The following is a 25,534-nucleotide window of genomic DNA, read 5'->3' on the forward strand; positions in this document are numbered from 1 at the left end:
CGCTGACGGGGCGGCGACGGGATCCCGTCGCCGCCCCCTCCTCCCTGACCAGGTCGGGCCCACGGCTGGCGACGTCAGCTCAGTGCCGCCGCCTTGCCCAGGAGCACCGCGCGTTCGCGCTGGTTGGCGCAGAGCCGGGCGGCCAGCTCCAGTTCGGTGCGCGCCTCCGTTCGCCGGCCGAGGCGGGTCAGTAGCTCACCGCGTACGGTCGGGACCAGATGCGAGCCGGGGAGCCGGTTCGCGGCGATCAGCTCGTCCACGATGGCCAGCGCCCGCGCTGGACCCGAGGCCATGGCCACGGCGACGGCCCGGTTGAGCTCGACCACCGGTGAGGGCGTGGCCCGGCCGAGTGCCTCGTAGAGCACCACGATCCGGTCCCAGTCGGTCTCCGTGACCGACGGGGCCGACGCGTGGGTGGCGGCGATCGCGGCCTGTAGGCCGTACGGGCCGAGGCCGCGAGCCGATGCCCTGGACAGCGCGGTCAGCCCACGGCGGATCGCCGAGGAGTCCCACAACCGGCGGTCCTGATCCGCGAGCAGGACCGGCGCACCGTCCGGGCCGGTCCGGGCCGGGAAGCGTGCGGCCGTCAGCTCACACAACGCGAGAAGGCCGTGCACCTCCGGTTCGTCCGGCTGCAACGCGGCGAGCGTGCGGGTCAGCCGGACCGCCTCGTACGCCACGTCGGGGCGCAACAGTCGGTCGCCCGAGGTGGCCGTCGACCCTTCGGCGAAGATCACATAGAGGACGCTGAGCACACCGGCCAGACGATCCCGGCGCTCGCCGGCCGGCGGCAGCTCGAACGGCACCCCGGCCGCCGCGATCGTCTTCTTGGCCCGGGTGATGCGGGCCTGCACGGTCGGCACCGGGACCAGGAACGCGCGGGCGACCTCCTCGCTGGACAGGCCGCCGACCACGCGCAGGGTCAGCGCCACCCGGCCCTGCGGGGAGAGCACCGGGTGGCAGCTGACGAACATCAGCGCCAGGACGTCGTCGTCGATCCGGTCGAGATCGACGTCCCTGTCGAGCACCGAGTGGACCGCCGGGTCGGCCGCCAGCAGGGCGTACCGGTCGTGCAGGGCGACCCGGCGGCGAATCGCGTCGATCGCCCGCCGCCGGGCGGTGGCCATCAGCCAGCCGGCCGGGTTGGCCGGAGAAGCACGCGGCCACGACACCAGCGCCTCGGCCACCGCCTCCTGGGCCGCGTCCTCGGCCAGCTCGAAATCGCCGGTGAACCGGGTCAGCGCGGCGACGATCCGGGCCGACTCGACCCGCCAGACGGCCTCGACGTCGGCCGTACCCATCAGATCTGGCCGTTGCTCTCGCTGCCCGGCGGAACCTCGTCGGCCTCGGCCACCCGCCGGACCTCGATCTTGGACCCGCGGACCGCCGGGAATCGGGTGGCCCACTCGACGGCCTCCTGTTTCGTGGCGACATCGAGCAGGAAGTAGCCACCGAACAGTTCCCGGGTCTCGCCGTACGGCCCGTCGGTGACCACCGGGGCCTCGCCGCTGAAGTCGACCACGACGCCCCGGCCCGGGTCGTCCAGCCCTTCGGCCGCGACGAGCACACCGGCCCCCATCATCTCCTCGATGAACCGGCCGGTCGCGGCCATCGCCTCGTCGATGGTGGCCATCATGGCCGCGTTCGTCTCGTCGGTGCCCCGCATGATCAGCATGTACTTCGACATCGTGTTCTCCTCGTCCGGCGGGGCCGCCTCCGGGCCCGCACACCCCCATGTCGAACGAGCGGCGCGCGGATCGACACGGCCGGTCAATAATCCTCCGCCGTGACGCGGGCCTGTGCTCTGGACGAGGGGCGCGGTGCCGGGCCCGTGCGGCCCGGCACCGCGCCAGAACCGTCAGGCGAGGGCGCAGGCGGTGCCGTTGAGGGTGAACGCGGACGGTCGGCCGGCGTTCCCGGTGTGGGTGGCCTGGAAGCCGATGTCGACCGAGGTGCTCGGCGCGATCGTCGAGTTGTAGGAGACGTTACGGGCGGTCACCGCCCCGCTCGACGGGGAGTAGTCGGCGTTCCAGCCGCCGGTGATGGTCTGCCCGCCCGGCAGCGTGAACGCCAGTGCCCAACCGTTGACCGGCGTGCTGCCCGTGTTGGCCACCGAGACCGCCGCGGTGAGCCCGTTGCCCCAGGCGTTGACCGTGTACGTGACGCGGCACCCGCCGGTCGGCGGCGGTGTGGTCGGAGGCGGCGTGGTGGGCGGGGGCGTGGTGGGCGGCGGCGTGGTCGGTGGGGGAGTGGTCGGTGGCGGGTCGCCGCCGATGCTGCCGGGCACCGTCCGCAGGGCGTCGTACCAGGCCACGGCCATCTTCCGATAGCCGGTGGCGTTGGGATGCACCCCGTCGGCCAGGTCGCTGAGGGTCAGGGCGCGGTACATGTCGACCAGGTGGACGCGTTTGCCGGCGGCGGCCCTGGTCTGCACGATCCCGGGGATCGCCGCGTTGTATCCCCGGACCTGGTTGTCCGCGCCCGACTTCGGGATGATCGTCGCGACGAACACGTCCGCGTTCGGGACGGTGTTGGTGATCCGGTCGACAAGGGTGGCCAGTCGGCCCGGTGCGCCGGAGGTGTCGCCGTACATGTCGTTGGTGCCGATGTGCAGCAGCACGGTCCGGGGATTCGTGGCCCGCAACCAGTTGACCACGTTGGCGTCGATCTGGGCGATGGTCCATCCGGAGTGGCCCTGGTGGTCGTGGTCGCCGAGGCTGGCCGGGCCGTTGAACTGGGAGCCGACGAAGTCGATCCGATAGCCGCCGGCGATGAACCGCTGCCAGAGCTCGATCCGGTAGCCGCCCGCGACGTTGAACCCGTCGGTGATCGAGTCACCGAGGGGCATCACGCGTACGCCGCCGTTGGACTCGGCGCTCGCCGGCGTGGTCGCGATGGGTACGGCCGCGGCCATGGCCGCGGCAGCGGCCAGCGCCGCCCACCACCGGCGGGCTCGCCGGGGCCTCGGCGTCGTCGCGGTGGGTGTCGGAGGGACGGGGTGGCCGAGCGGTGCACTGCTCATGGGACTTCCTCTGGTGGTGAGGGCGCGCGACAACGGCGACCACCAGGAGACGGCCGCCGCCAGGACGCGGTAGGCGGGCTGCGCGCAACGACCAGGAACCCGGACGTCGACACTGGTGGTCGTGGCGCTGCGGCTGGCACGGGTCATCGAGGGTCGGAGCCGACAGACCGATGATCCGTGGCGGAAGTGTGCCCTGCACCTCGCCTGACGCACCCTAACGTGTTATCGCTAACATCGGCAATAGATCGGCGTCCGGCTATGCATCCTGCCCCGGACGGCGCGCCTACCCGCGGGAGGGGACAGCCGGGTGCAGCGTCGAGTCGAGCCAGCGCAGCTGACGCCGGACGTGCACGGCCTCGCCGCCCTCGTGACCGTTGAACGGGTAGACGTGCATCTCGCGCGCGGGCGGCACCGGGAGCCGGGCCGCCGCCCCGTACTGGTTGTAGGCGGCGAAGCCGGTGCTCGGTGGGCACACGGTGTCCCGCAGCCCGATCCCGAAGTGTGCCGGCGCGGTCGCCCGCCGGGCGAAGCTGACGCCGTCGACGTAGGACAGGGTGCGCCAGACCGCGTCCTCCGCCTCCCGGTGCACGGCCAGGTACCGGGCGATCTCGCCGTACGGCGCGGGTTCGCTGAACTGGACGGCCCGCCGCATGTCGCACAGGAACGGGGCGGTGCTCAACACCGCGCGAAGGTCGCCGACCAGGCCGGCCACCGCCAGGGCCACGCCGCCGCCCTGGCTGTTGCCGACCACGGCGACCCGGGCGCCGTCGACCCCCGGCAGGGCGCGGACGGCCTCGACCGCCCGGACCGCGTCGGTGATCAGACGCCGGTAGTGGTAGTCGCGGGGGTCGAGGATCCCCCAGGTAACCGGCCAGGGCCCGCCGGGTGCGCCGTGCGGGTCGGGGGTGTCCCCGGCGCCGTACTGGCCCGCCTGGCCCCGGTTGTCCATCAGCAGGTGGGCGTACCCGGCCGTGGGCCAGGTCAGCCGCTCGTGGGGCAGGCCGCGACCACGGCCGTAGCCGGCGTACTCGACGACGGCGGGCAGTGGCCCCGCCACCCCGGCGGGGCGGGTGTACCAGGCCCGGACCGGGTCGCCGCCGAAGCCCGCGAACGTGACGTCCCAGGAGTCGAGCAGGCGCAGGTCGGTCGGCTCGGGACGGACGTCGACGAGCACCGGTCGGCTGGCCGCCTCGGTGAGGGTGTCGCGCCAGAACTCGTCGAAGTCGTCGGGTTCCACGATCTCGGGCGCGTACCGCTGGAGGTCGTCGAGCAGGGCGGCGGAGTGGGGCACGGGTCCTCGCAGGGGCTCGGGTCAGTGCGGGCTGGCGGGGGGTGCGGTGCTGGCGGGGGGTGCGGTGCTCTCCCGGACGACCAACTCGGTCACCAGGTCGATCCGGCTGGTCGCCGGCTCGTTGCCCCTGGTCAGGTCGAGCAACATCTGGGTGGCGATGCCCGCCATGTCCCGCAACGGCTGGTTGATCGTGGTGAGGGCCGGGTCGGTCCAGGTGGAGACCGGGAGGTTGTCGTACCCGATCACCGACAGGTCCTCGGGCACCCGCAGGCCGCACTGGCGGGCGGCCCGGAGCACCCCCATGGCCTGGATGTCGGAACCGGCGAAGATCGCCGTGGGGCGAACCGGCCGGCGGAGCAGTTCCAGCCCGTGGGCGTGCCCGGCGCCCGCGGAGAAGCTGCCGTAGCGGATCAGCTCGCGGTCGACGGTGAGCCCGGCCTCGTCGTGGGCCGACTGGAAGCCGGCGGCGCGGGCACGACTGCAGAGCACGTCGGGCGGCCCGGAGATGATGGCGATCCGTCGGTGCCCCAACTCGAGGAGGTGCCGGGCGGCGAGCAGTCCACCGTTCCAGTTGTTCGAACCGACGGTGGGTACGGAGGCCGAGGTCGCGCTGTCGGTGTCGACGACGACGAACGGAATGCCCTGACGCCGCAGGTGTTGTTGTTGGGCCTCGGCCAGGTGGGAGAGGACGAACACCACGCCCAACGGGCGGTCGGCGAGAATCGTGTCCAGCCATCGGGCCGGGGGGCGGTGCGCGCCGTCGAGCTGGGCGACCGACATCCCGACGCCGGCCGCGGTGGTCACCGCCTCCACGCCGCGCAGGATCTCCATGGCCCACCCGGTGTCGAACTCGTGGAACACGAGATGGATCCGCCCCCCGCTGGTCGAGGGTCGCCGGACACGGCGCTGGTACTGGTGGCGATCGAGGCTCGCCTCCACCCGTGCTCTGGTGCCCGGGGCGACATCGCCACGTCCGTTGAGGACCTTGGAGACCGTGGCGACCGAGACGCCGACATCGTGGGCGATTGTCGCGATGGTGGTGGAGGCGGGTGGGTCGAGCGGGCGGTGCTCTGTCATCGCGGCCCCATACGACATCCGAAAATTTCGGGAGACCCTAACACGATTGGCCGATCGCGCCAGCCGTTGCGGCAGTCGACCCGTCCGTTTCGCGGACCATTCTGCCCCCGGTTCGCGACAGAGTGCCGATGGTGGAGTCACCGTGTGCGTCGAGCGACCGCCGGAGTCCAGTTGGGACTCTTGACACCCATCGATGGGGCACTTAGGTTGCCGAAAAGGTCGCGCAGGCTTCCGGAAAGTTTCGGATCGGGTAAACGTCCGCCACCGAACTGGTTCCACCAGGGCACGGGGATGTGGCCGGAGCTAAGGGGTCATGGCATGAGAAGTCAGTTGCCCGTGGACAACGACGGCGCGCCGTGGCGCGATCCCCAGCTGTCGCCGACCGAACGGGCCGAGGCGCTCCTGCCGTTGATGACACTCGAAGAGAAGATCGCGCAACTCATCGGAGTCTGGGTCGGCGCGGACGCCTCCGGCGAGGGTGTCGCCCCACACCAGTCCGACATGATCAGTGAACTCCCGCCGTGGAGCACCGTCATCCAGTACGGGTTGGGCCAGCTCACCCGACCGTTCGGCACCGCGCCCGTCGACCCGGTGCTCGGTGCCCGGTCGCTCGCCGCCTCCCAGGCGCAGATCGTCGCCGCCAGCCGGTTCGGCATTCCGGCGCAGGTGCACGAGGAGTGCCTCACCGGGTTCGCGGCCTGGCGGGCCACCGTCTACCCGACCCCGCTGAGCTGGGGCGCGTCCTTCGATCCGGAGCTGGTCGAGGTGATGGCCGACCGGATCGGGCGCTCCATGCGCGCCGCGGGTGTGCACCAGGGGCTCGCGCCGGTGCTCGACGTCACCCGCGACTACCGCTGGGGCCGCACCGAGGAGACGATCGGTGAGGACCCCTACCTGGTGGGGACCACCGGCGCCGCGTACGTGCGGGGGCTGGAGGGCGCCGGTGTCGTCGCCACCCTCAAGCACTTCGCCGGCTACTCCGCCTCCCGGGGCGGGCGCAACCACGCGCCGGTGCCGATGGGTCGTCGGGAGCTGACCGACGTGATCCTGCCGCCGTTCGAGATGGCCCTGCGCCTCGGCGGCGCCCGGTCGGTGATGAACTCCTACGCCGAGATCGACGGCCTGCCCGTCGCCGCCGACGAGGCACTGCTGACCGGCCTGCTGCGCGACGAGTGGGGCTTCACCGGCATCGTGGTCGCCGACTACTTCGCCGTCCGATTCCTGCAGACCCTGCACGGTGTCGCCGGCGACGCCGCCGACGCGGCCCGGCTCGCCCTGCGCGCCGGGATCGACGTCGAGCTGCCCACCGTGGACACCTTCGGCACCCCGCTGGTCGAGGCCGTCCGCCGCGGCGACGTCGACGAGGCGCTGATCGACCGGGCACTGCGGCGGGTGCTGATCCAGAAGATCGAGATCGGCCTGCTCGACGCGGACTGGCAGGAGCTGCCCGACGACGTGGCGGCCCTGCGGTTCGACGACGAGGTCAGCCAGGACGTGGCCGTGCGCCTGGCCCGGGAGTCCGTCGTCCTGCTGCGCAACGGCGGCGTCCTCCCGCTGCCCGCCGGCAGCCGGGTCGCCCTGGTCGGCCCGGTCGCCGACGACCCGATGGCCATGCTCGGCTGCTACTCGTTCCCCAACCACGTGGGCATCCACCACAGCGAGCACGGGCTCGGCCTGGAGATCCCCTCGCTGCGCGACGAGCTGGCCCGACGCGTCCCGCTGCTCACCCACGAGCCGGGCTGCACCATCACCGGCGAGGACACCTCCGGCATCCCGGCCGCGGTCGCCGCGGCGGCCGCCGCCGACCTGTGCGTGCTCGCCGTCGGTGACCGCGCGGGCATGTTCGGCCGGGGCACCTCCGGTGAGGGCTGCGACGCCGTCGACCTGCGGCTGCCCGGTGTGCAGGCCGATCTCGTCCGGGCCGTCCTCGCCACCGGCACCCCGGTCGTCCTGGTGCTGATGACCGGCCGCCCCTACGCGCTCGGCCCGGAGTTCGACAGCGCGGCGGCAGTGGTGCAGGCGTTCTTCCTCGGGCAGCTCGGCGGGCAGGCGCTCGCCGAGGTGCTCACCGGTGCCGTGAACCCGTCCGGGCGGTTGCCGGTCAGCGTTCCCCGACATGCCGGCGGGTTGCCGGGCACCTACCTGTCGCCGCCGCTCGGGCGCCGCACCAAGGTCTCCTCGGTCGACCCGACCCCGGCGTACCCGTTCGGTCACGGGCTGAGCTACACCACCTTCGAGTGGTCCGACGCCGCCGTGGTCGACCCGGCGGGCGAGACGCGGGACGAGCCGGCGGCGTGGCCGGTCGACGGCGAGGTGCGGGTGCGGATCACCATCACCAACACCGGTGACCGGGCCGGCACCGAGGTGGTGCAGCTCTACCTGCACGACCCGGTCGCGCAGACCACCCGCCCGGTGGTCCGGCTGGTCGGCTACACCCGACTGCCGCTGGAGCCCGGCGAGGCGGCGCACGTGACGTTCGGCGTACCGGCCGACCTGGCCTCGTTCAGCGGGCTGTCCGGCCGGCGGGTCGTCGAGCCCGGCGAGGTGGAGCTGCGGTTCGGCCGGTCGAGCGGCGACGCGGTGGCGACCCTGCCACTGCGGCTGACCGGCGTCGAGCGCCAGGTCGGCCACCAGCGGGACCTGCTCACGTCGGTGCGGGTGGAGCCCCTCGTGGCCGTCCCGCATCCCGCCTAGGAGACCGAGGATGACATCGACCCTACGGCCACCGCCGCCGGCACCGCCCCAGTCTCCGACGGAGGCCTCCGGCCCCGCCCCGAGAGCACCGCGCCGGCGGCGGAGCTGGCGGCAGGCCCTGCGCCGGGACTGGCAGCTTTACTCGTTGGCCGTCCTGCCGCTGCTGTTCTTCCTGGTCTTCCGCTATCTGCCGATGCTCGGCAACATCATCGCGTTCCGCCGCTTCAAGCCCGGCGGCAACATCTTCGGTGAGTACTGGGTCGGCCTGCGGTACTTCCGGATGTTCCTCACCGACCCGACGTTCTGGGAGGTCTTCACCAACACGCTCGTGCTCGGGACGCTGACCCTGCTGTTCTGCTTCCCGCTGCCGATCGTGCTGGCGCTGATGCTCAACGAGGTGCGCGCCCGCCGGTTCAAGCGGTTCGTCCAGTCGGTGTCCTACCTGCCGCACTTCCTGTCGATCGTGATCGTGGCGGCGATGGTCATGCAACTGACCTCGGTCGGTGGCGCGGCCAACCAGCTCGTCGGCCTGTTCGGCGGGGAGCCGGTGGCATTCCTGCAGAAATCGGAGTGGTTCCGCACCATCTACGTCTCGTCCGAGGTCTGGCAGACCGTCGGCTGGGGGACGATCCTCTACCTCGCCGCGCTCACCACTGTCGACGAGGACCTGTACGAGGCGGCCCGGATCGACGGCGCCAGCCGGTGGCGGCAGACCTGGCACGTGACGTTGCCGGGGATCCGGCCGACGATGATGACGCTGCTGATCCTCAACATCGGCAACTTCCTGGCGGTCGGGTTCGAGAAGATCCTGCTGCTCTACAACCCGCTGACGTACCCGACCGCGGACGTGGTCTCCACCTATCTGTTCCGGATGGGCTTCCAGTCCAGCAACTTCAGCTACGCCGCCGCCATCGGCCTCTTCGAGGCGGTGATCGGGTTGATCCTGGTCCTGACGGCGAACCTCATCTCGCGGCGCACGGTGGGGACCAGCCTGTGGTGATCCTCGGTACGAAAAGCGACGCCCCGAAGACGCGGGGTCCGGTGGACAGCCGGGGCTACCGGATCTTCCGGATCGTCAACACGGTCGTCCTGATCGGCGTCGTGGTCGTGACGCTGTTCCCGTTCCTCAACATCGTGGCCCGCTCGCTCAGCGAAGAGGCGTACATCATCACGGGGAAGGTGAGCATCGTCCCGCGCGGGTTCGACCTGACCGCGTACAAGCTGTTGATGTCCGACGGGTTGTTCTGGACGAACTACCGCAACACGGTGGTGTACACGGTGGTCGCCACGCTCATCTCGATCGTGCTGACCACCTGTTACGCGTACGTGCTGTCGAAACCGCAGCTCAAGGGGCGCGGTGTCCTGGTCGGCATCGCGCTGTTCACCATGTTCTTCTCCGGCGGCCTGATCCCCAACTACGTGCTGGTCACCAGCCTGGGGATGAAGAACACCATCTGGGCCGTGGTGGTCCCCAACGCCATCAGCGTGTTCAACCTGCTGGTCATGAAGGCGTTCTTCGAGAGCCTGCCGAGCGAGCTCGAGGAGGCCGCCGCCGTCGACGGGCTGAACACGTACGGCATCCTGCTGCGGATCGTGCTGCCGCTCTCGAAGGCGATCATCGCGACGATGGTGCTCTTCTACGCGGTGTCCTTCTGGAACTCGTGGTTCACCGCGTTCCTCTACATCGACCGGCAGGACCTGCTGCCGGTCACGGTCTATCTGCGCAACCTCATCGCGGGCGCCACCAGCGCCGAGTCCGCCGCCGCCGACGCCGACAAGGTCCAGGCCGCGGCCACCCTCGAGGCCGTGACGATCGTGCTCACCACCCTGCCGATCCTGGCGGTCTACCCCTTCGTCCAGCGGTACTTCGTCCGCGGCGTGATGCTCGGCGCGGTCAAGGGGTGACGCCGGCGCTGCACCGTCCCACCTTCGAATCCCCACCACCGAAAGGACGAGCCATGCTCCACAAGACGTGGCGCCGGGTGGCGATAGCCACCGCGGGTCTGCTCGCGCTCACTCTCAGCACCGCCTGTTCCGAGGACCCCGGCGAGTCGACGGACCTCTCGGAGAACAAGGTCGGGGCGATGGCCACCTACGGCGTCGGCGACCAGTTCAAGGCCACCGAGGCGCTCTCCTTCTCCACCCTCTACAACAACCACACCTTCTATCCGCTCAAGGAGGACTGGGCGTTCTGGTCGGAGCTGACCAAGCGGACCAACGTCAAGATCGAGCCGGTGGCCGTGCCGCTGAGCGACTACGAGCAGAAGCGCAGCCTGTTGATCGGCGCCGGGGACGCCCCGCTGATCATCCCCAAGACGTACCACCCGCAGGAGGACGCGTTCGTGGCCTCCGGGGCGATCCTCCCGGTGAGCGACTACCTGGATCTGATGCCCAACCTCAAGGACAAGATCGCCAAGTGGAACCTCAAGCCGGAGATCGACAACCTGCGGCAGGCCGACGGTAAGTTCTACCTGCTGCCCGGCCTGCACGAGAAGCCCACGCAGGACTACACGGTGCTGGTGCGCACCGACATCATGCAGGAGCTCAACCTCGCCGTCCCGAAGACCTGGGACGACCTGTACACCGTGCTCAAGGCCATGAAGGCGAAGTACCCGAACGTCTACCCGTACTCCGACCTCTTCAGCAAGCCCAACCCGACCGGCGCCCTGCTGAACCTCCTCGGCTCGGCCCACGGCACCTACGCGGGCTGGGACTTCCAGCACGCCACCTGGAACCCGGCGGAGAAGAAGTTCACCTACACCGGCTCGTCCGAGCAGTACAAGCAGATGGTCACGTTCCTGCACAAACTCGTCGCCGAGGGCCTGCTCGACCCGGAGAGCTTCACCCAGACCGACGACCAGGCCCGCCAGAAGCTCGCCAACGGCAAGTCCTTCGTGGTCACCGGCAACGCGCAGACGCTTGTCAACAACCACCGGCCCGACCTGGCCAAGACCCTGCCGAACGCGAAGATGGCCAAGATCCCGCTGCCGATCGGCCCGGCCGGCGAGGTCAACCCGTTCCCCCGGCTGGAGAACGGCATCATGATCTCCTCGAAGGCCCGAGAGAGCAAGAACTTCGTGGCCATGATGCAGTTCATCGACTGGTTGTGGTATTCGGACGCAGGTTTGGAGTTCGCCCGCTGGGGCGTCGAGGGCACCACCTTCACCAAGGACGCGTCCGGCAAGCGCACGCTCGTCCCTGACGTCAGTTTCCTGGGGCTCAACCCGAAGGCGACCAAGCACCTGCAGAAGGACTTCGGCTTCCAGAACGGCGTCTTCGCCTACGGCGGCGGCCCCGACCTGGTCCGTGGGTTCTTCTCCCCGGAGGAGTTGGAGTTCCAGAAGGTGATGGACGCCCGCAAGCCGCGGGAGGTCCCCCCGCCGCGCCCGTTCACCGACGAGGAACGCGAGCAGGTGTCGCTCTGGGAGACCCCGCTGAAGGACTTCGTCACCCAGAACACGCTCAAGTTCGCCCTCGGCCAGCGGCCCCTCAGCGAGTGGGACGCCTACGTGGCCGAGCTGAAGGCCAAGAACTCCGAGCAGTACATCGACGTGGTCAACAAGGCGTACGAGCGGTTCCAGAAGGACAACGGCTGATCAGCGGGGAGTCCGGGCGGGCGGTCCAGCGGGGCCCCCGACCGGACTCCCCGACGACCACCAGCCCGGGGCGGCGCCGCGTCGGCCCCGGCCGTCGCGATCGGAGGGGACAGCGGTGAGCGCTGCGCGCACCTGGCGACAGTTCGGCGACGGACCGCTGTCGCGGATCACCTCGCGTGTCTACATCCTGCTCGTCGTCGAGTTGCTGCTCCTGCTCACCACCCTGCCCGGCCTGCTCCCGCTGCTGCTGCTGGGCCGCGACCCCAGCAACCTGCCGCTGGCCGCCCTCCTCCTGGTGCCGCTCGGGCCGGCGCTCTCCGCTGCCCTGTACGCCCTGCACCACCAGCGCACCGACCTGACCGACCTGCGGCCCGCCAGCGTGTTCTGGCGCGGGTACCGGGCCAACCTGTCCGGCGCGCTGCGCGTCTGGGTGCCGACGCTGCTGTGGCTGACCGTGCTCGCCGTGAACCTCGCCTACCGGGGTGCGGTCGGCCTGCCCGGTTGGTGGGCGGCGCCGCTGGTCCTGCTCGGAGTGGGTGTGACGCTCTGCGCGGCGAACGCCCTGGTGATCACCTCGCTGTTCGACTTCCGCACCCGCGACGTCCTTCGGCTGGCCGTGCACTTCCTCGTGCGTACCCCCGGGGTCACCGTCGGCACCGCGCTGCTGCTGGCCGCGGCGGCCGGGATCACCGCGGTCCTCTCCGAGGCGGTGCTGGCGATGTTCGGTTCGGTCGCGGTCCTGGCGCTCCTGCGCGTCAGCGACCCGATGGTGCGGCTGACCCGGCAGGAGTTCACCCGATGAGCCTGCCCGTCACCGCCGAGATGCCCGCCCGGGGCGACCACAACCCGCAACGGCCGCCTGAAGATCCATTGAAGTGGGGCTATCCTCTCTTCGACACCGTCCGGATCGACCTGGTCGCCATCGGCGTCTTCGACCGGGCGCTGTCCCGCTACGACGTGGCCGGTGCTTCGCAACGACCGCCGTCGTACGGCGTCGTCGTGCTGAAGGAGGATCGGTGAACGCCGAAGAGTCGGTGGAGTTGGAGCAACTGATGTTCGTCGACGAGCCGCTGGAGGGCGACGAGCCGCGCGTGCACGCGGCCTGGCTGCCACCGGAGGCGTTCCGGGCCCTCGGTGCACGGCGCGTTCTCGTCCACGGTGACGGGTTGCTCGTCGACACCGTCCTCGACGAGGTGTCGCGGGCCTGTGCGCGCTACGGCGGGCGGGTCTGGCATTCCCCCTCCTGGGACGTCGACGTCGACCTGGTGCTCGTCCTGCGGGGCGCGAGCGAGTTGCCCAGCCCGGCGGTGCAGGCGGCGCGGTCGGCGGCCGAGGCGGCGCTCGTCGAGCTCGGCGACGGCGGGACGCTCGGCGACGAGGGGTTCCTGCTGGCCCGCGCCGACCAGGTCACCGTGGTGCTGGCCGACGCGCCGGCCGGGTTGCTGTACGGGCTCTTCCACGTGGTCCGGCTCTGCGCGGGGGCCTTCGACCCGGCCCGTCCGCCGGAGCGGCACCGGCCCGCGCTGCGCCGCCGGATGCTCAACCACTGGGACAACGTGGCCGTGCACCCGGTGATGGGCCAGGTCGAACGGGGATACGCCGGCGGCTCGATCTTCTGGCAGGACGGCTGTCCGCGCGGCGACCTGGCCCGGATCCGGGAGTACGGGCGACTGTTGGCCGCCAGCGGCGTCAACGCCATCTCGGTGAACAACGTCAACGTGGCCCGTACCGAGGCGCTGCTGCTCACCGACCGGATCGGCGACGTGGCCGAGATCGCGGACGTGCTGCGCCCGTACGGCATCCGGGTGCACCTGTCGGTCAGCTTCGCCGCACCCGTGGTCCTGGGTGGCCTGCCGACCGCCGACCCCCTCGACGAGACGGTGCGAGCCTGGTGGGCCGCGACCACCAGGCGGGTGTACGAGCGCATCCCCGACTTCGGCGGCTATCTGGTCAAGGCCGACTCGGAGGGGCAACCCGGCCCGTTCACCTACGGGCGCGACCACGCCGACGGGGCGAACCTGCTCGCCGAGGCCCTCGCCCCGCACGGGGGAGTGGTGCACTGGCGGGCGTTCGTCTACAACCACCACCAGGACTGGCGGGACCGGTCCACCGACCGGGCCCGCGCCGCGTACGACCACTTCGCCCCGCTCGACGGGCGGTTCCGCACCAACGTCGTCGTGCAGGTGAAGCACGGTCCGGTGGACTTCCAGACCCGCGAGCCGGTGTCACCGGTGCTCGCGGCGATGCCGGCGACCCGGTTGGCGGTGGAGTTGCAGGTCACCCAGGAGTACACGGGTCAACAGCGGCACGTCTGCCACCTCGGCCCGTGGTGGAGTGAGGTGCTGAGCTTCGCGCCCTGGGGGCCGGGTGGCCGGACGATCGCCGACGTGGTCACGGGAGAGTCGGCGGCGGGCGGTGGGCTGGTCGCCGTCGCCAACGTGGGCGACGACCTCTTCTGGACCGGGCATCCGTTGGCGCAGGCCAACCTGTACGCGTTCGGCCGGCTCGCCTGGGATCCCCGAGCGGACCCGACGACGGTCCTCGACGAGTGGATGACGCTGACCTTCCCGCCGTCGGCCACCGCCGAACCGGAGCTGGTGCGGCGGACACTGCACGAGATCATGGACGACTCGTGGCGCACCTACGAGCGGTACACCGCCCCGCTGGGCGTCGGCTTCATGGTCAACCCCGACGGCCACTACGGCCCCGGCGTCGACGGGTACGAGTACTCGCGGTGGGGCACCTACCACTTCGCCGACCGCGACGGCGTCGGCGTGGACCGCAGCCGCGTGTCGGGCACCGGCTTCGCCGGGCAGTACCCGCCGTACTGGGCCGAAGTGTACGAGTCGCCCGAGACCTGCCCCGACGAGTTGCTGCTCTTCTTTCACCATGTGCCGTACCAGCACGTCCTGCACAGCGGGTCGACGGTCATCCAGCACATCTACGACACGCACTTCGCGGGTGTCGAGGAGGTGACGGCGATGCGCCGGCGGTGGCAGACCCTGAAGGGGATGATCGACCCGGCGGTGTACGAGCGGGTGGCCGAACGTCTCGACGAGCAGGTGCGCTCCGCCACCGAGTGGCGCGACCAGGTCAACACCTACTTCTACCGCAAGTCCGGGGTGCCGGACGAGCGCGGGCGGTGCATCTACTGACCCGGCCGGCCCGAGCGGGCCGGCCGGGTGCGCCACTCGGTCACCAGGGGTGCACCGTGCCGTCCTCCAGCCGGTTCACCGGCAGGTACGCCGGCGAGTACGGGTAGCGGGCCGCTGCCTCCTCGTCGATGTCCACCCCGAGGCCGGGCGTCTCGGCGGGGTGCAGGTAGCCGTCGGCGAAGTGGTAGCCGTGCGGGAACACCTCGTCGGTCTGCTCGGTGTGCCGCATGTATTCCTGAAGGCCGAAGTTGGGAATGGAGATGTCGAGCTGGAGCGCGGCGGCCATGCAGACGGGGGACAGGTCGGTGGCACCGTGTGATCCACTGCGGACGTGGTGCAGCGCCGCGAGGTCGAAGATGCGGCGCAGGTGGGTGATCCCGCCGGCGTGCACCACGGTGGCCCGGATGTAGTCGATGAGCTGCTCCCGGATGAGCTGGGCGGCGTCGAAGATGCTGTTGAACACCTCACCGACGGCGATCGGGGTGGTGGTGTGCTGCCGGATCAGCCGGAAGCCCTCCTGGAGGTCGGCGGGGACCGGATCTTCCATCCAGGTCAGCGCGTAGGGCTCCAGGCTGCGGCCGAGCCGGGCCGCCTCGATCGGGGTGAGCCGGTGGTGCACGTCGTGCAGCAGCCGCAGGGTCGGGCCGAACTCGTCGCGTACCTGGGCGAACACCTTCGGCACGTGCGCCAGATACCGTGGCGTCGACCAGGTCGCCTCGCTGGGCAAGGCGGCGTCGGCCGGCTCGTAGAAGAACTTGTCGGTGCTGACTCCGTACGTCTTGGGCAGGCCCGGCACTCCACACTGCACCCGGACCGCCCGGTAGCCGAGGTCGACGTAGCGGGCGACCTCCACCAGCACCTCCTCGACGGTCTCGCCGTTGGCGTGGCCGTACACGGTGACGCCCTCGCGGGACCGACCACCGAGCAGTTGGTAGACCGGCAGGCCGGCGACCTTGCCCTTGATGTCCCACAGGGCCGTGTCCACGGCGGCGATGGCGCTCATCGTGACCGGGCCGCGCCGCCAGTACGCCCCCTGGTACAGGTACTGCCAGGTGTCCTCGATGCGGGCCGGGTCCCGGCCGATCAGCAGGGGCGCCACGTGGTCGCGCAGGTAGGACGCGACGGCCAGCTCCCGGCCGTTGAGGGTGGCGTCTCCGACACCTGTCACCCCCTCGTCGGTGACGATCTTGAGGGTGACGAAATTGCGGCCGGGACACGTCAGGATGACCCTGACATCAACGATCTTCACTGCTCCTCCTTCGTGCCCACGGCGTCGTCCGCCGGACGCTCGTAGGGGGGTCGCGCGAGGGAATTGGATGTCCGGCACGTTTCGAGAACATCCCGATAATAGCCCGCGACCGGCCGCCGGTGGTCGGGCCGGTGGTGGTCGCCGGCAGTGCAGGTGAGCCCGGAATCCGTTGCCGCGAAAGGTTTCCGGAAGTATTGACAATCGAGATATCTCGATCGAAGCTGGCTTCGTCACGCGAGCCGGGTCAGGGTCGGGCGAAGGGCAGTCCTCGACTTCAGTCCTCTTCCACGCGCCTATCTCCCGAGGGATCGCGATCGATGACACTCAAGACAAGGCTGCTCGGCGCCGCCATGGCGGCCCTGACGCTGGCCGCCGCCGCGCTGACGTTCGCCACCCCGGCGTCGGCGGCGACGCTGACCCAGGTGACCGGCTTCGGCACCAACCCCACAAACCTCCAGATGCACCTGTACGTCCCGGACCGGGTGGCCACCCGACCGGCGGTCCTGCTCGCCCTGCACTACTGCACCGGGTCGGGCCCGGCATTCCACTCCGGCACCCAGTACGCGTCCCTCGCGGACCGGTACGGGTTCATCGTGATCTACCCGTCGGTGACCCGCAGCAGCAAGTGCTGGGACGTGGCCTCACCGCAGGCCCTGCGCCGCGGCGGGGGCAGCGACCCGGTCGGGCTCATGTCGATGGTCGACTACGTGCGGCAGCGCTACGCCGCCGACCCGGCGCGGATCTTCGCCACCGGCACCTCGTCCGGCGCGATGATGACAAACGTCATGCTGGGTGACTACCCGGACGTGTTCGCGGCGGGCGCCTCGTTCGCCGGGGTGCCGTTCGGCTGCTTCGCCACCGGAGGCAGCTCCGAGTGGAACAGCCAGTGCGCGAACGGGCAGCTCATCAAGACCCCGCAGCAGTGGGGGGACCTGGTCCGTGGGGCGTACCCCGGCTACACCGGCCAGCGGCCCCGCATGCAGATCTGGCACGGCACCAACGACGACACGCTGCGCTACCCGAACTTCGGTGAGCAGGTCAAGCAGTGGACCAACGTGCACGGGTTGAGCCAGACCCCCACGTACACCGACTCGCCGCAGTCCGGTTACACCCGCACCCGGTACGGCAGCAGCGGCCCGACGGCGCCGGTCGAGGCGATCAGCATGCAGGGTGTCACGCACAACCTGCCGGTCGACGCCGCGCAGGTCATCCGCTTCTTCGGCCTGGACGGCACCACCACCCCGCCGCCCACGACGCCACCGCCGACCACGCCACCCCCGACGACGCCACCACCCACCACCCCGCCCCCGACCACGCCGCCCCCGACCACGCCGCCCCCGACCACGCCGCCGCCGAGTGCGGGCGCCTGCCGGGTCGGCTACACGGTCAACGCCTGGAGCAACGGGCTCACCGCGAGCGTGATCATCACCAACACCGGGACGGCCGCCGTGAACGGGTGGGCGTTGACCTTCACGCTGCCCACCGGGCAACGCATCACCAACGGCTGGAACGCGCAGTACGCACCGGCCAGCGGCGCGGTGACCGCCAGCAACGCCTCCTACAACGCCACCATCGCCCCGAACGCGTCGGTCGAGATCGGCTTCCAGGCCACCCACGAGGGCGGCACCGGCAAACCCTCGTCGTTCGCCCTGAACGGTGCCGAGTGTGCGGTGTCCTGATCTCCCCTTCCACCACCACAGAAGGAGTCGCACGATGAGAAACACCAGATGGAAGGCGGCATCGAGAGCCGTGATCGCGCTGACCGGCGCGGCCGCGCTCGCCGCCGGCATGGCGCTGTTCGTGACGGCACCCGCCTCCGCCGGGACCACGCTCGGCGCGTCCGCCGCCGAGCAGGGTCGCTACTTCGGTACGGCGGTGGCCGCGTACAAGCTCGCCGACAGCGCGTACACCACGATCCTGAACCGTGAGTTCAACATGGTGACGCCCGAGAACGAGATGAAGATCGACGCCACCGAGCCGCAGCAGGGCCGGTTCAGCTACGCCTCGTCCGAGCAGATCGTCAACCACGCGCGCAGTCGCGGGATGCAGGTACGCGGGCACACCCTGGCCTGGCACGGCCAGCAGCCGGGGTGGATGCAGGGCATGGAGGGCACCGCGCTGCGCACCGCGATGCTCAACCACATCACGCAGGTGGCGACCCACTTCCGGGGGCAGATCTATTCCTGGGACGTGGTGAACGAGGCGTTCGCCGACGGCAACTCGGGTGGCCGTCGTGACTCGAACCTGCAGCGCACCGGCAACGACTGGATCGAGGCGGCGTTCCGTGCCGCCCGCGCCGCCGACCCGGGTGCGAAGCTCTGCTACAACGACTACAACACCGACAACTGGACCTGGGCCAAGACGCAGGGTGTCTACAACATGGTGCGGGACTTCAAGGCCCGCGGGGTGCCGATCGACTGCGTCGGTTTCCAGTCGCACTTCAACAACGAATCGCCGTACGCGAGCAACTACCGCACCACGTTGTCGAGCTTCGCGGCGTTGGGTGTGGACGTGCAGATCACCGAGCTGGACATCCAGGGAGCGTCGGCGGACACCTACCGCAGGGTCGTCGAGGACTGCCTGGCCGTGGCCCGGTGCAACGGCATCACCGTGTGGGGCATCCGCGACAGCGACTCCTGGCGGGCCTCGCAGACGCCGCTGCTGTTCAACAGCAACAGTTCCAAGAAGCCGGCGTACGACGCGGTGCTCGCCGCACTCAACAACGGCACCCCGCCGCCCACGACGGCCCCGCCCACAAGCATCCCGCCGACCACCCCTCCGCCGACGACCCCGCCGCCCACCACCCCGCCTCCGGGGGAGGGTGGCTGCACCGCGACGGCGTCGGTGAACCAGTGGACCGGTGGCTTCGTGGCGAGCGTACGGGTGACGGCCGGCTCGTCGGCTCTCAACGGGTGGACCGTGACGATCACCCTGCCGTCCGGCGCGACTGTCACCAACTCCTGGAGCGCCAACCCCAGCGGTAACACCGGCACGACGAACTGGACGAACGTGTCCTACAACGGCCAGGTCGGCGCCGGGCAGTCCACCGAGTTCGGTTTCCAGGGCAACGGCACCGCCGGCAGCCTCAGCCCCACCTGCGCGGCCAGCTAGAGGAACCGGAGGCCGGTGCGGAGGCCTACCCACCCCCGCACCGGCCCACCCCCAGCCCGTGGTGATCGGGAGATCTGCGTCAGCCTGTGCGGCGTGGCATGACGCAAACCTCTTGATCACCGGGGGTGGGGATGGGGTGGTGGGTTAGTCGCCGGAGAAGCCCCAGAAGTAGATCTCCTCCGGCTTGCCCTGCCCGTCGTGCAGGACGGCGCAACGGCCGAACCAACGCTCTGCGGCCAGCCCCGTGATCGCGTCCAGGTGCGCGCGGGTGAGCCGTTCGGTGCCGGCCTCGCGTAGCGCCTCGGCGGGGCTCACCGGCTCGACAGTGCCGAAGTCGGGCCTTTCGCCCTCGGCCAGGACCCGGTAGACGTCGAGAATGGAATGGGTGCCCGATTCCTGCACCCATTCGTCGTTGAACAACTCTTCCATCGTGGCGGGCCGGTCGGGGTAGTCGCTCGCCGAGTTGGGGGTCTCGCCCCGGGCCCACCAGTACCGTCCCTCGGCGAAGACAGTCTCCCGCAGGGCGTCCAACGCCGCGTCCAGGTCAGGCTGGTACGCCACGAAGTAGCTCCATCCGGATGCGCCCACCAGTGCCTCTTTCCTCCAGCTGTCAACAGTGCCGGCATGGTAGCGGGCAGCACCGACATCACTGGAGGAGCAGATCATCGAGTTCGGTCCCGCTTCGGTGTCAAGCCTGGGCGGCGACGAGGAAGATCGGCACGACGACGAGGATCCGGTCCGCGTGTGCGCGCTCGGTCTGCTCGGCGAGCCAGGTCTCCTCGTCGGTGATCCGTTTCAACAGGTCGAGCGCGGTGTCGTCGGTGAGCACCGTGGTGTGCACCTCGACGATCGGGTCGGTGAACCCGGCGTCGAGCAGCAGGTTGCGATACCTACGGGCAACGCGCGGCGACGGCAGCGAGTCCGCTTTCTCGTGGACCAGCCGACGGGTGGTTCCCGAGTCGTCCGAGTCGATGGCGATCAGGTCCCAGTCCTGGCCGAGCAGCACGGCTCGGCCACCCGGCGCGAGCACCCGCCGGGCCTCGGCCACGGCTCGCGCCGGGTCGTCGAGCACGTGCAACACCTTGTCCGCCCGGTAGTAGGTGACCGATCCGGTCTCCAGCGGCAGGTCGGTGGCGTCACCGACACGGAACTCGCCGGCCGGCCAGCGCTTGCGGGCCACGCCGATCATCTCGGCATCGAGGTCGACACCGAGCGCGTGGGCTCCGCGCTCGGCCAGCTCGGCGACGGCGCGGCCACTGCCACAGCCAACGTCGACGACGGTTCGGCCAGTGAGGTCGCCGAGCAACTCGTAGGAACGGGCGCGCAGTTCGACGGCGGCGGGCTTGCTTTCCATGACATCGAGGACAGCTAGCAGACTGGACATGCCCGCCATGCTCGGACTTAATGTCGACATGAAGTCAAGCACGATGACGATCGGTGCAGTGGCCGACCACTTTGGCCTGCCGACGCACGTACTGCGGCACTGGGAGTCGGTGGGCCTGCTCTGCCCCGCCCGGGTCACCGGCGGTCATCGCCGCTACACCCGCGACGACCTGTTCCGGGTGGCCTCGATCCTGCGCGCGAAGCAGGCCGGCCTGTCGCTGCCGGACATCCGGGCGTTCCTCGCCGCAGGGGACCCCGCCGTGCGCAAGGACGTGCTGCGCCGCAACCACGGCGCGCTGCGGGCCAGGATGGCGGCCCTGCGGTCGGCGCTCGATCTGTTGGAGGCCGGGCTGAACTGCTCACACGAGGACATCGCGACCTGCCCGAACTACCGCGGCCAGTTGGCGGAGCTGGTGGAGGTCGGCGGTGACTAGCCGTCGATGCGGGTGATGTTGCGGATCTTGTTGGAGGCGTCCAGGGCGGCGACCTTGTACGCCTCGGCCAGCGTCGGGTAGTTGAACACCGCGTCGATGAGGTAGTCGATCGTGCCGCCGCAGCCCATCACCGCCTGCCCGATGTGGACGATCTCGGTGGCGGCGGTGCCGAACACGTGCACCCCGAGCAGCCGGCCGTCGTCGGGAGAGACGAGCAGCTTGAGCATGCCGTACGAGTCACCGACGATCTGGCCGCGAGCCAGCTCGCGATAACGCGCGACGCCGACCTCGAACGGAGTCGAGGTGTCGGTGAGCTGCGCCTCGGTCTGCCCGACGAAGCTGATCTCCGGGATGGTGTAGATGCCGATCGGCTGAAGGCCGTGCATCTCCCGGATCGGTTCGCCGCAGGCGTGCTGGGCCGCCAGTCGACCCTGCTCCATCGAGGTGGACGCGAGCGCGGGAAAACCGATCACGTCGCCGACCGCGTAGATGTGGTCCACCGAGGTGCGGTAGTTGGCGTCCACCTTGATCCGGCCGCGTCGGTCCGCCTCCAACCCGGCGGCCTCCAGTGCCAGGTCGTCGGTCTGGCCCTGCCGGCCGGCCGAGTACATGACCGTGTCCGCGACGATCTTCTTACCGCTCTTGAGGATGCACAGCGCGGCGGTCTGGTGCTTCTCCACGGCGGCGACCTCCTCACCGAAGCGGAACGCCACCGACAGGTCGCGCAGGTGGTATTTCAGCGACTCGACGACCTCGTCGTCGCAGAAATCCAACATCCGCTCGCGGCGTTCCACCACCGTCACCTTGGTGCCCAGCGCGGCGAACATGGAGGCGTACTCCATGCCGATCACGCCGGCGCCGACCACGACCATGCTGCGGGGGACGGCCTGGAGGTTGATGACGCCGTCGGAGTCCACGATCGTCCGGTCGTCGAAGTCGACGCTGTCCGGGCGGGCCGGGCGGGTGCCCGCCGCGATGACGATCTTGTCGAAGGTCACCTTCGACTCGCGGCCGGAGCCGCCGTCGACCCAGATCGAGTGCGCATCCGCGAAGCGGCCGGTGCCGGTGATCATCACAACCCGGTTGCGGGCCAGCTGGTTGCGGATGACGTCGGTCTGCCGGCTGATCACGTGCTGGGTCCGGGCCGCCAGGTCGCTGACCGTGATCTCTTCCTTGACCCGGTAGTTGCTGCCGTAGAGGTCTCGCTGGCTCAGCCCGGTGAGATAGAGGACGGCCTCGCGCAGCGTCTTGGAGGGGACCGTGCCGGTGTTGATGCACACCCCACCGATCATGTCGCGGCGGTCGACGATGCCGACGCGCCTGCCGAGCTTGGCGGCAGCGATCGCGGCCTTCTGACCGCTGGGTCCGGAGCCCAGCACCAACAGGTCGTAGTCATACACAACCGCTAGCGTCGCAAGTTGTCGCGACTGGCGCCAGACCCCGGAGCCGAGCGTTATTCGTCTGCCACCACGCAGAGGCCACCGTTCAGCGTGATCTCCTCCGGCAGTTGCGTGCCGGTGGCGACGAGCCCCAGCGACACCGTGCCGCCCGGCGGGATCACCGCGTTGCGACCGGTGTTGCCCACCCGCAGGTAGCTGTTGTTGAGACGGTCGATGACCTTCGCGCCCCAGATGCCCTGGACCTGCTGGCCGGCCCAGAACCGCCACGTCATGGTCCACCCGTTGATCGCTGTGGTGCCGGTGTTCTGCACGGCGAGGTGCGCCACGAAGCCGTCCGACCACTGTCGCACCACGGACCGGACCGCGCAGCTCGGCGGTGGCGGCAGGGTGGTGACGGTGACCGGTGCGGACAGCGGGGACAGGTTTCCGACCTCGTCGCGGGCCTGCACCACGAAGGTGTACGTGGTGTTCGGCGTCAACCCGCTGATCTGGGTGCTGTTGACGGGCGGGTACTGCGACACGTCGCGGACGAAGGTGAGAGCGCCGCCAGCGCCGACCCGGAACACCTGGTACCGGTCGAGCACCACGTTCTCCACCGAGTGCGCCCAGCGCAGCGAGACCTGCGTGGCGGCCACGTTGTACGCCACCGGTTGACCCGGCGCGCCCGGCGGTTGGTCGTCGCCCGGCGGCATGGTCAACCGCAGGGTCGAGCTGGACAGGGAGCGGTTGCCGGCCGCGTCCAGCGCCGCCACGAAGAAGGTGTACGTGCGTGACGGCCGCAGGCCGGTGACCCGGATGCTGTTGGTGTCGGTCGAGTAGATCGCGCCGTTGTCCTCGAACTGCGCGGAGACCGGGTAGCGGACCACGCCCACGTTGTCGGTCGAGGCGGCCCAGGTCAGCTCGACCGAGGTGGTGTCGATGGCGGCGACGGTGATCGGGCCGGGGGTGGTGGGGGGTTCGGTGTCGGCGGCGGCGTACGCCGGGGTCGCGCCCGTCGCCACCAGGGCCGCCGTGAGCGCGCAGGCAGCCAGTGCGGCGGCCCTGGACCGGACGCCGCGCCACGGATGATCGCGCAAGATGATCGCCTCGCTTTCGGGTGACCGCAGCGGACCAGTCATCGACTGATGACGATGGTAGGCCAGTCGCGGTCGCGTCGCTGTCCCCTCAGCCGACCAGGCGGCGTTCCCACGCCCACGCGGCGATCTCCACCCGGTTGCGGGCCTTGAGCTTCATCTGCACGCTCGCCAGGTGGGTCTTGACCGTGCCGACGGCGATGAAGAGCCCCGCGGCGATCTCGGCGTTGGTCAGGCCCCGGGCGACGAGCTTCACCACGTCGAGTTCCCGCGGTGACAGCCCGCCGTCGTCGCGCGCCGGGGCGGGTGAGCTGAGGTGCTCCAACAGCCGTACCGTGATCGACGGGCTGATCAGCGCGTCGCCGGACACGGCCGCGCGGACCGCCTCCACCAGCAGGGCCGGGCCGGAGTCCTTGAGCAGGAAGCCGCAGGCGCCGTTGGAGAGTGCGGTGTGCACGTACTCGTCGAGGTCGAAGGTCGTCACCACGACCACCCGCAGCGGGTCGGCGACGCCCGGCCCGGCGAGCAGTCGCAGTGCTTCGAGCCCGTCGAGGCGGGGCATCCGGATGTCCAGCAGCACCACGTCCGGGCGCAGTCGCCGGGCCACCTCGACCGCCTGGACGCCGTCGGCGGCCTCGCCGACCACCTCCATGTCCGACTGGGCTCCGATGATCATGCCGAAGCCGGTCCGGACCATGGCCTGGTCGTCGGCGATCAGCACCCGGATCACCGCGCCACCGCCACCCGCAGCGGGAACGCCGCGTCGAGCACCCAGCCACCCGCGACGCCGGGCCCGGCGGTGATCGTGCCGCCGAGGGCGCGTACCCGCTCGGTCAGGCCGATCAGGCCGAAGCCGTGCCCCCGGGCCGGCGCGGTGCGCGGCGACGCCCCGTCGTCGGCGACCCGGACCAGCAACCAGTCCGGGGTACGCCGCACGGCCACGTGCACCGACCGGGCGTCCGGCGCGTGCTGGCGGGTGTTGGTCAGCCCCTCCATCACCACCCGGTACGCCGACGTCGAGACCTCCACCGGCAGCCCGTGCAGGTCGCCGTCGACGTGCAGGTGTGCCGGCGTGTTCGCCGTGCCGTTGAACCCGGTCAGCAGCGGCTCCAGCTCGGTCACCCCGGCCAGCGGGGCCAGCGGCGCGTCCGGCGGGGCGTCCGGGTCACGCAGGATCCCGACCATCCGCCGCATCGAGGCCATCGTCTCCGCACCGGCCCGCTCGATCTGCGCCAGGGCGACGATCACCCGCTGCGGGTCCTGCTCGGCGACGAACCGGGCACCCTGTGCCTGCACCACGATGCCTGTCACGTGGTGGGCGATGAAGTCGTGCAGGTCACGGGCGAACTCCGCGCGCTGCTCGGCCCGGACCAGCGCGATCGCCCGCTCCCGACCGGCGGCCACGATCCGCAGGTAGAGCCCCACCCCGGCGGCGCCGGCCGCGGCGAGCACCTGGAGCAGTCCGAAGATCACCAGCAGGCTCTCGGTGCCGGAGCGCAGTGGCAACGCGGCCACGGCCAGCCCGACGGCCACCGCCGCCCACGGGGCGAGCCGGGGCGCGCCCCAGCGGGTGACCACGAAGACCACCCCGATCAGCCCGGCCGACTCGGCGAGCCCCCAGCTGCTGCTGAACAGGTAGCTGCCGTTGGAGAAGAGCACGACGGCCGCGGTCACGGCCAGTGAGACGACGGCGAGCCCCAGCGCGGCCAGCGGCAGCAGCCGCGAACCCAGCCGGTGCACCGGCAGCCAGAGCGGCACCGTCGCCACCGCCAGCCCCATGCGCACCAGCAGGAACAGGAGAGCGGCCAGGCTCTCCGGCGCGCCGAACCGGAGGTCGAAGAGGGCCAGCAGGCCCATGGCCAGCAGGCCGGCGGCCTGGGCCAGGCGTACCCACCAACGTCGAAGATCCGGCGTGCTCATGGTGACCCAGCGTAGCCAGCGGGAGGCGCGGGCAGATCGGCCGAAAGACAGACCCCGCCCTGCCGATACCCGGCCACCGGCCGATGCGCCCACCCGCCGGCCGCGGCGACGCTTTCCGGGCCACACCGC

At 70.6% G+C, this 25,534-nt stretch carries 22 protein-coding genes; 10 read left to right on the forward strand and 12 right to left on the reverse strand.

The features are described 5' to 3' along the window. Nucleotides 1-74: 74 nt before the first annotated feature. The 5 genes from AB0B14_RS01955 to AB0B14_RS01975 all read right to left on the reverse strand — a co-directional run bounded on the left by AB0B14_RS01955 (nt 75) and on the right by AB0B14_RS01975 (nt 5,390). Entirely contained in the window at nt 75-1,301 is a 1,227-nt protein-coding gene (locus AB0B14_RS01955; RefSeq protein WP_357520673.1) for a sigma-70 family RNA polymerase sigma factor, read from the reverse strand. Then, nucleotides 1,301-1,687, reverse strand: a complete 387-nt coding sequence (locus tag AB0B14_RS01960) for a YciI family protein (RefSeq protein ID WP_357063888.1) — start codon at nt 1,685-1,687, stop codon at nt 1,301-1,303. The genes AB0B14_RS01955 and AB0B14_RS01960 overlap by 1 nt, the downstream gene beginning before the upstream one ends. Nucleotides 1,688-1,858: 171 nt before the next feature. Continuing rightward, nucleotides 1,859-2,914 carry a cellulose binding domain-containing protein gene (locus tag AB0B14_RS01965; RefSeq protein ID WP_357520886.1) on the reverse strand — a complete coding sequence of 352 codons (1,056 nt, stop codon included), beginning with the start codon at nt 2,912-2,914 and terminating at the stop codon, nt 1,859-1,861. Nucleotides 2,915-3,305: 391 nt separating this feature from the next. Next, nucleotides 3,306-4,313: an acetylxylan esterase gene (locus AB0B14_RS01970; RefSeq protein ID WP_357063885.1), complete on the reverse strand. Its 1,008-nt coding sequence runs from the start codon at nt 4,311-4,313 to the stop codon at nt 3,306-3,308. A 21-nt stretch (nt 4,314-4,334) separates the two neighbouring features. Further along, a complete protein-coding gene (locus AB0B14_RS01975) occupies nt 4,335-5,390 on the reverse strand; it encodes a substrate-binding domain-containing protein (RefSeq protein ID WP_357063883.1) in 1,056 nt (351 codons plus the stop codon). A 318-nt stretch (nt 5,391-5,708) separates the two neighbouring features. Here AB0B14_RS01975 and AB0B14_RS01980 point away from each other — a divergent pair, with 318 nt between their 5' ends. From AB0B14_RS01980 to AB0B14_RS02010, 7 genes are all read left to right on the forward strand, one after another. Continuing rightward, the gene (locus AB0B14_RS01980; protein ID WP_357520675.1) at nt 5,709-8,084 is read left to right on the forward strand and encodes a glycoside hydrolase family 3 N-terminal domain-containing protein; all 2,376 of its coding nucleotides are present in this window, start codon (nt 5,709-5,711) and stop codon (nt 8,082-8,084) included. A gap of 10 nt (nt 8,085-8,094) precedes the next feature. Then, complete coding sequence (locus AB0B14_RS01985) at nt 8,095-9,084, forward strand: ABC transporter permease subunit (RefSeq protein WP_357063878.1); 990 nt, start codon at nt 8,095-8,097, stop codon at nt 9,082-9,084. A gap of 41 nt (nt 9,085-9,125) precedes the next feature. Next, nucleotides 9,126-9,989 carry a carbohydrate ABC transporter permease gene (locus tag AB0B14_RS01990; protein WP_357063876.1) on the forward strand — a complete coding sequence of 288 codons (864 nt, stop codon included), beginning with the start codon at nt 9,126-9,128 and terminating at the stop codon, nt 9,987-9,989. Nucleotides 9,990-10,042: 53 nt separating this feature from the next. Further along, entirely contained in the window at nt 10,043-11,680 is a 1,638-nt protein-coding gene (locus AB0B14_RS01995) for an extracellular solute-binding protein (RefSeq protein WP_357520678.1), read from the forward strand. Nucleotides 11,681-11,795: 115 nt separating this feature from the next. After that, nucleotides 11,796-12,482: a DUF624 domain-containing protein gene (locus tag AB0B14_RS02000; RefSeq protein WP_357063871.1), complete on the forward strand. Its 687-nt coding sequence runs from the start codon at nt 11,796-11,798 to the stop codon at nt 12,480-12,482. Continuing rightward, a complete protein-coding gene (locus tag AB0B14_RS02005; protein ID WP_357063868.1) occupies nt 12,479-12,700 on the forward strand; it encodes a hypothetical protein in 222 nt (73 codons plus the stop codon). The genes AB0B14_RS02000 and AB0B14_RS02005 overlap by 4 nt, the downstream gene beginning before the upstream one ends. Continuing rightward, nucleotides 12,697-14,835 (forward strand): alpha-glucuronidase, encoded by a 2,139-nt coding sequence (locus AB0B14_RS02010; RefSeq protein WP_357063866.1) that lies wholly within the window; start codon nt 12,697-12,699, stop codon nt 14,833-14,835. Before AB0B14_RS02005 ends, AB0B14_RS02010 begins: the two co-directional genes overlap by 4 nt. Before the next feature lie 40 nt (nt 14,836-14,875). Here the strand turns inward: AB0B14_RS02010 and manD are convergent, their stop codons facing one another. Beyond that, nucleotides 14,876-16,084 (reverse strand): D-mannonate dehydratase ManD, encoded by a 1,209-nt coding sequence (gene manD / locus AB0B14_RS02015; RefSeq protein ID WP_357063864.1) that lies wholly within the window; start codon nt 16,082-16,084, stop codon nt 14,876-14,878. A gap of 317 nt (nt 16,085-16,401) precedes the next feature. On the opposite strand from manD, the gene AB0B14_RS02020 reads away from it, so the two are divergent. Beyond that, nucleotides 16,402-17,763, forward strand: a complete 1,362-nt coding sequence (locus AB0B14_RS02020) for a PHB depolymerase family esterase (protein ID WP_357520680.1) — start codon at nt 16,402-16,404, stop codon at nt 17,761-17,763. Between the two features lie 109 nt (nt 17,764-17,872). Continuing rightward, entirely contained in the window at nt 17,873-19,195 is a 1,323-nt protein-coding gene (locus tag AB0B14_RS02025; RefSeq protein ID WP_357064495.1) for an endo-1,4-beta-xylanase, read from the forward strand. Nucleotides 19,196-19,339: 144 nt separating this feature from the next. Here the strand turns inward: AB0B14_RS02025 and AB0B14_RS02030 are convergent, their stop codons facing one another. Continuing rightward, nucleotides 19,340-19,783: a hypothetical protein gene (locus AB0B14_RS02030; protein WP_357063859.1), complete on the reverse strand. Its 444-nt coding sequence runs from the start codon at nt 19,781-19,783 to the stop codon at nt 19,340-19,342. A gap of 100 nt (nt 19,784-19,883) precedes the next feature. After that, nucleotides 19,884-20,579 (reverse strand): methyltransferase domain-containing protein, encoded by a 696-nt coding sequence (locus tag AB0B14_RS02035; protein WP_357063856.1) that lies wholly within the window; start codon nt 20,577-20,579, stop codon nt 19,884-19,886. Between the two features lie 43 nt (nt 20,580-20,622). Here AB0B14_RS02035 and AB0B14_RS02040 point away from each other — a divergent pair, with 43 nt between their 5' ends. Continuing rightward, nucleotides 20,623-21,012 (forward strand): MerR family transcriptional regulator, encoded by a 390-nt coding sequence (locus AB0B14_RS02040; protein WP_357520682.1) that lies wholly within the window; start codon nt 20,623-20,625, stop codon nt 21,010-21,012. Here AB0B14_RS02040 and sthA read toward each other — a convergent pair. The 4 genes from sthA to AB0B14_RS02060 all read right to left on the reverse strand — a co-directional run bounded on the left by sthA (nt 21,009) and on the right by AB0B14_RS02060 (nt 25,405). Next, nucleotides 21,009-22,412, reverse strand: a complete 1,404-nt coding sequence (gene sthA / locus AB0B14_RS02045) for a Si-specific NAD(P)(+) transhydrogenase (RefSeq protein WP_357520684.1) — start codon at nt 22,410-22,412, stop codon at nt 21,009-21,011. The two genes, AB0B14_RS02040 and sthA, sit on opposite strands and share 4 nt — an antisense overlap. Before the next feature lie 53 nt (nt 22,413-22,465). After that, nucleotides 22,466-23,488: a cellulose binding domain-containing protein gene (locus AB0B14_RS02050; protein ID WP_357520686.1), complete on the reverse strand. Its 1,023-nt coding sequence runs from the start codon at nt 23,486-23,488 to the stop codon at nt 22,466-22,468. Between the two features lie 88 nt (nt 23,489-23,576). Beyond that, nucleotides 23,577-24,215 carry a response regulator transcription factor gene (locus tag AB0B14_RS02055; RefSeq protein WP_357063846.1) on the reverse strand — a complete coding sequence of 213 codons (639 nt, stop codon included), beginning with the start codon at nt 24,213-24,215 and terminating at the stop codon, nt 23,577-23,579. Next, on the reverse strand, nt 24,212-25,405 hold the full coding sequence (locus tag AB0B14_RS02060; RefSeq protein WP_357520688.1) for a histidine kinase: 1,194 nt from the start codon (nt 25,403-25,405) through the stop codon (nt 24,212-24,214). Before AB0B14_RS02060 ends, AB0B14_RS02055 begins: the two co-directional genes overlap by 4 nt. Nucleotides 25,406-25,534 lie beyond the last annotated feature (129 nt).

It is taken from the genome of Micromonospora sp. NPDC049171, from assembly GCF_040648275.1.
Lineage (GTDB): Bacteria > Actinomycetota > Actinomycetes > Mycobacteriales > Micromonosporaceae > Micromonospora.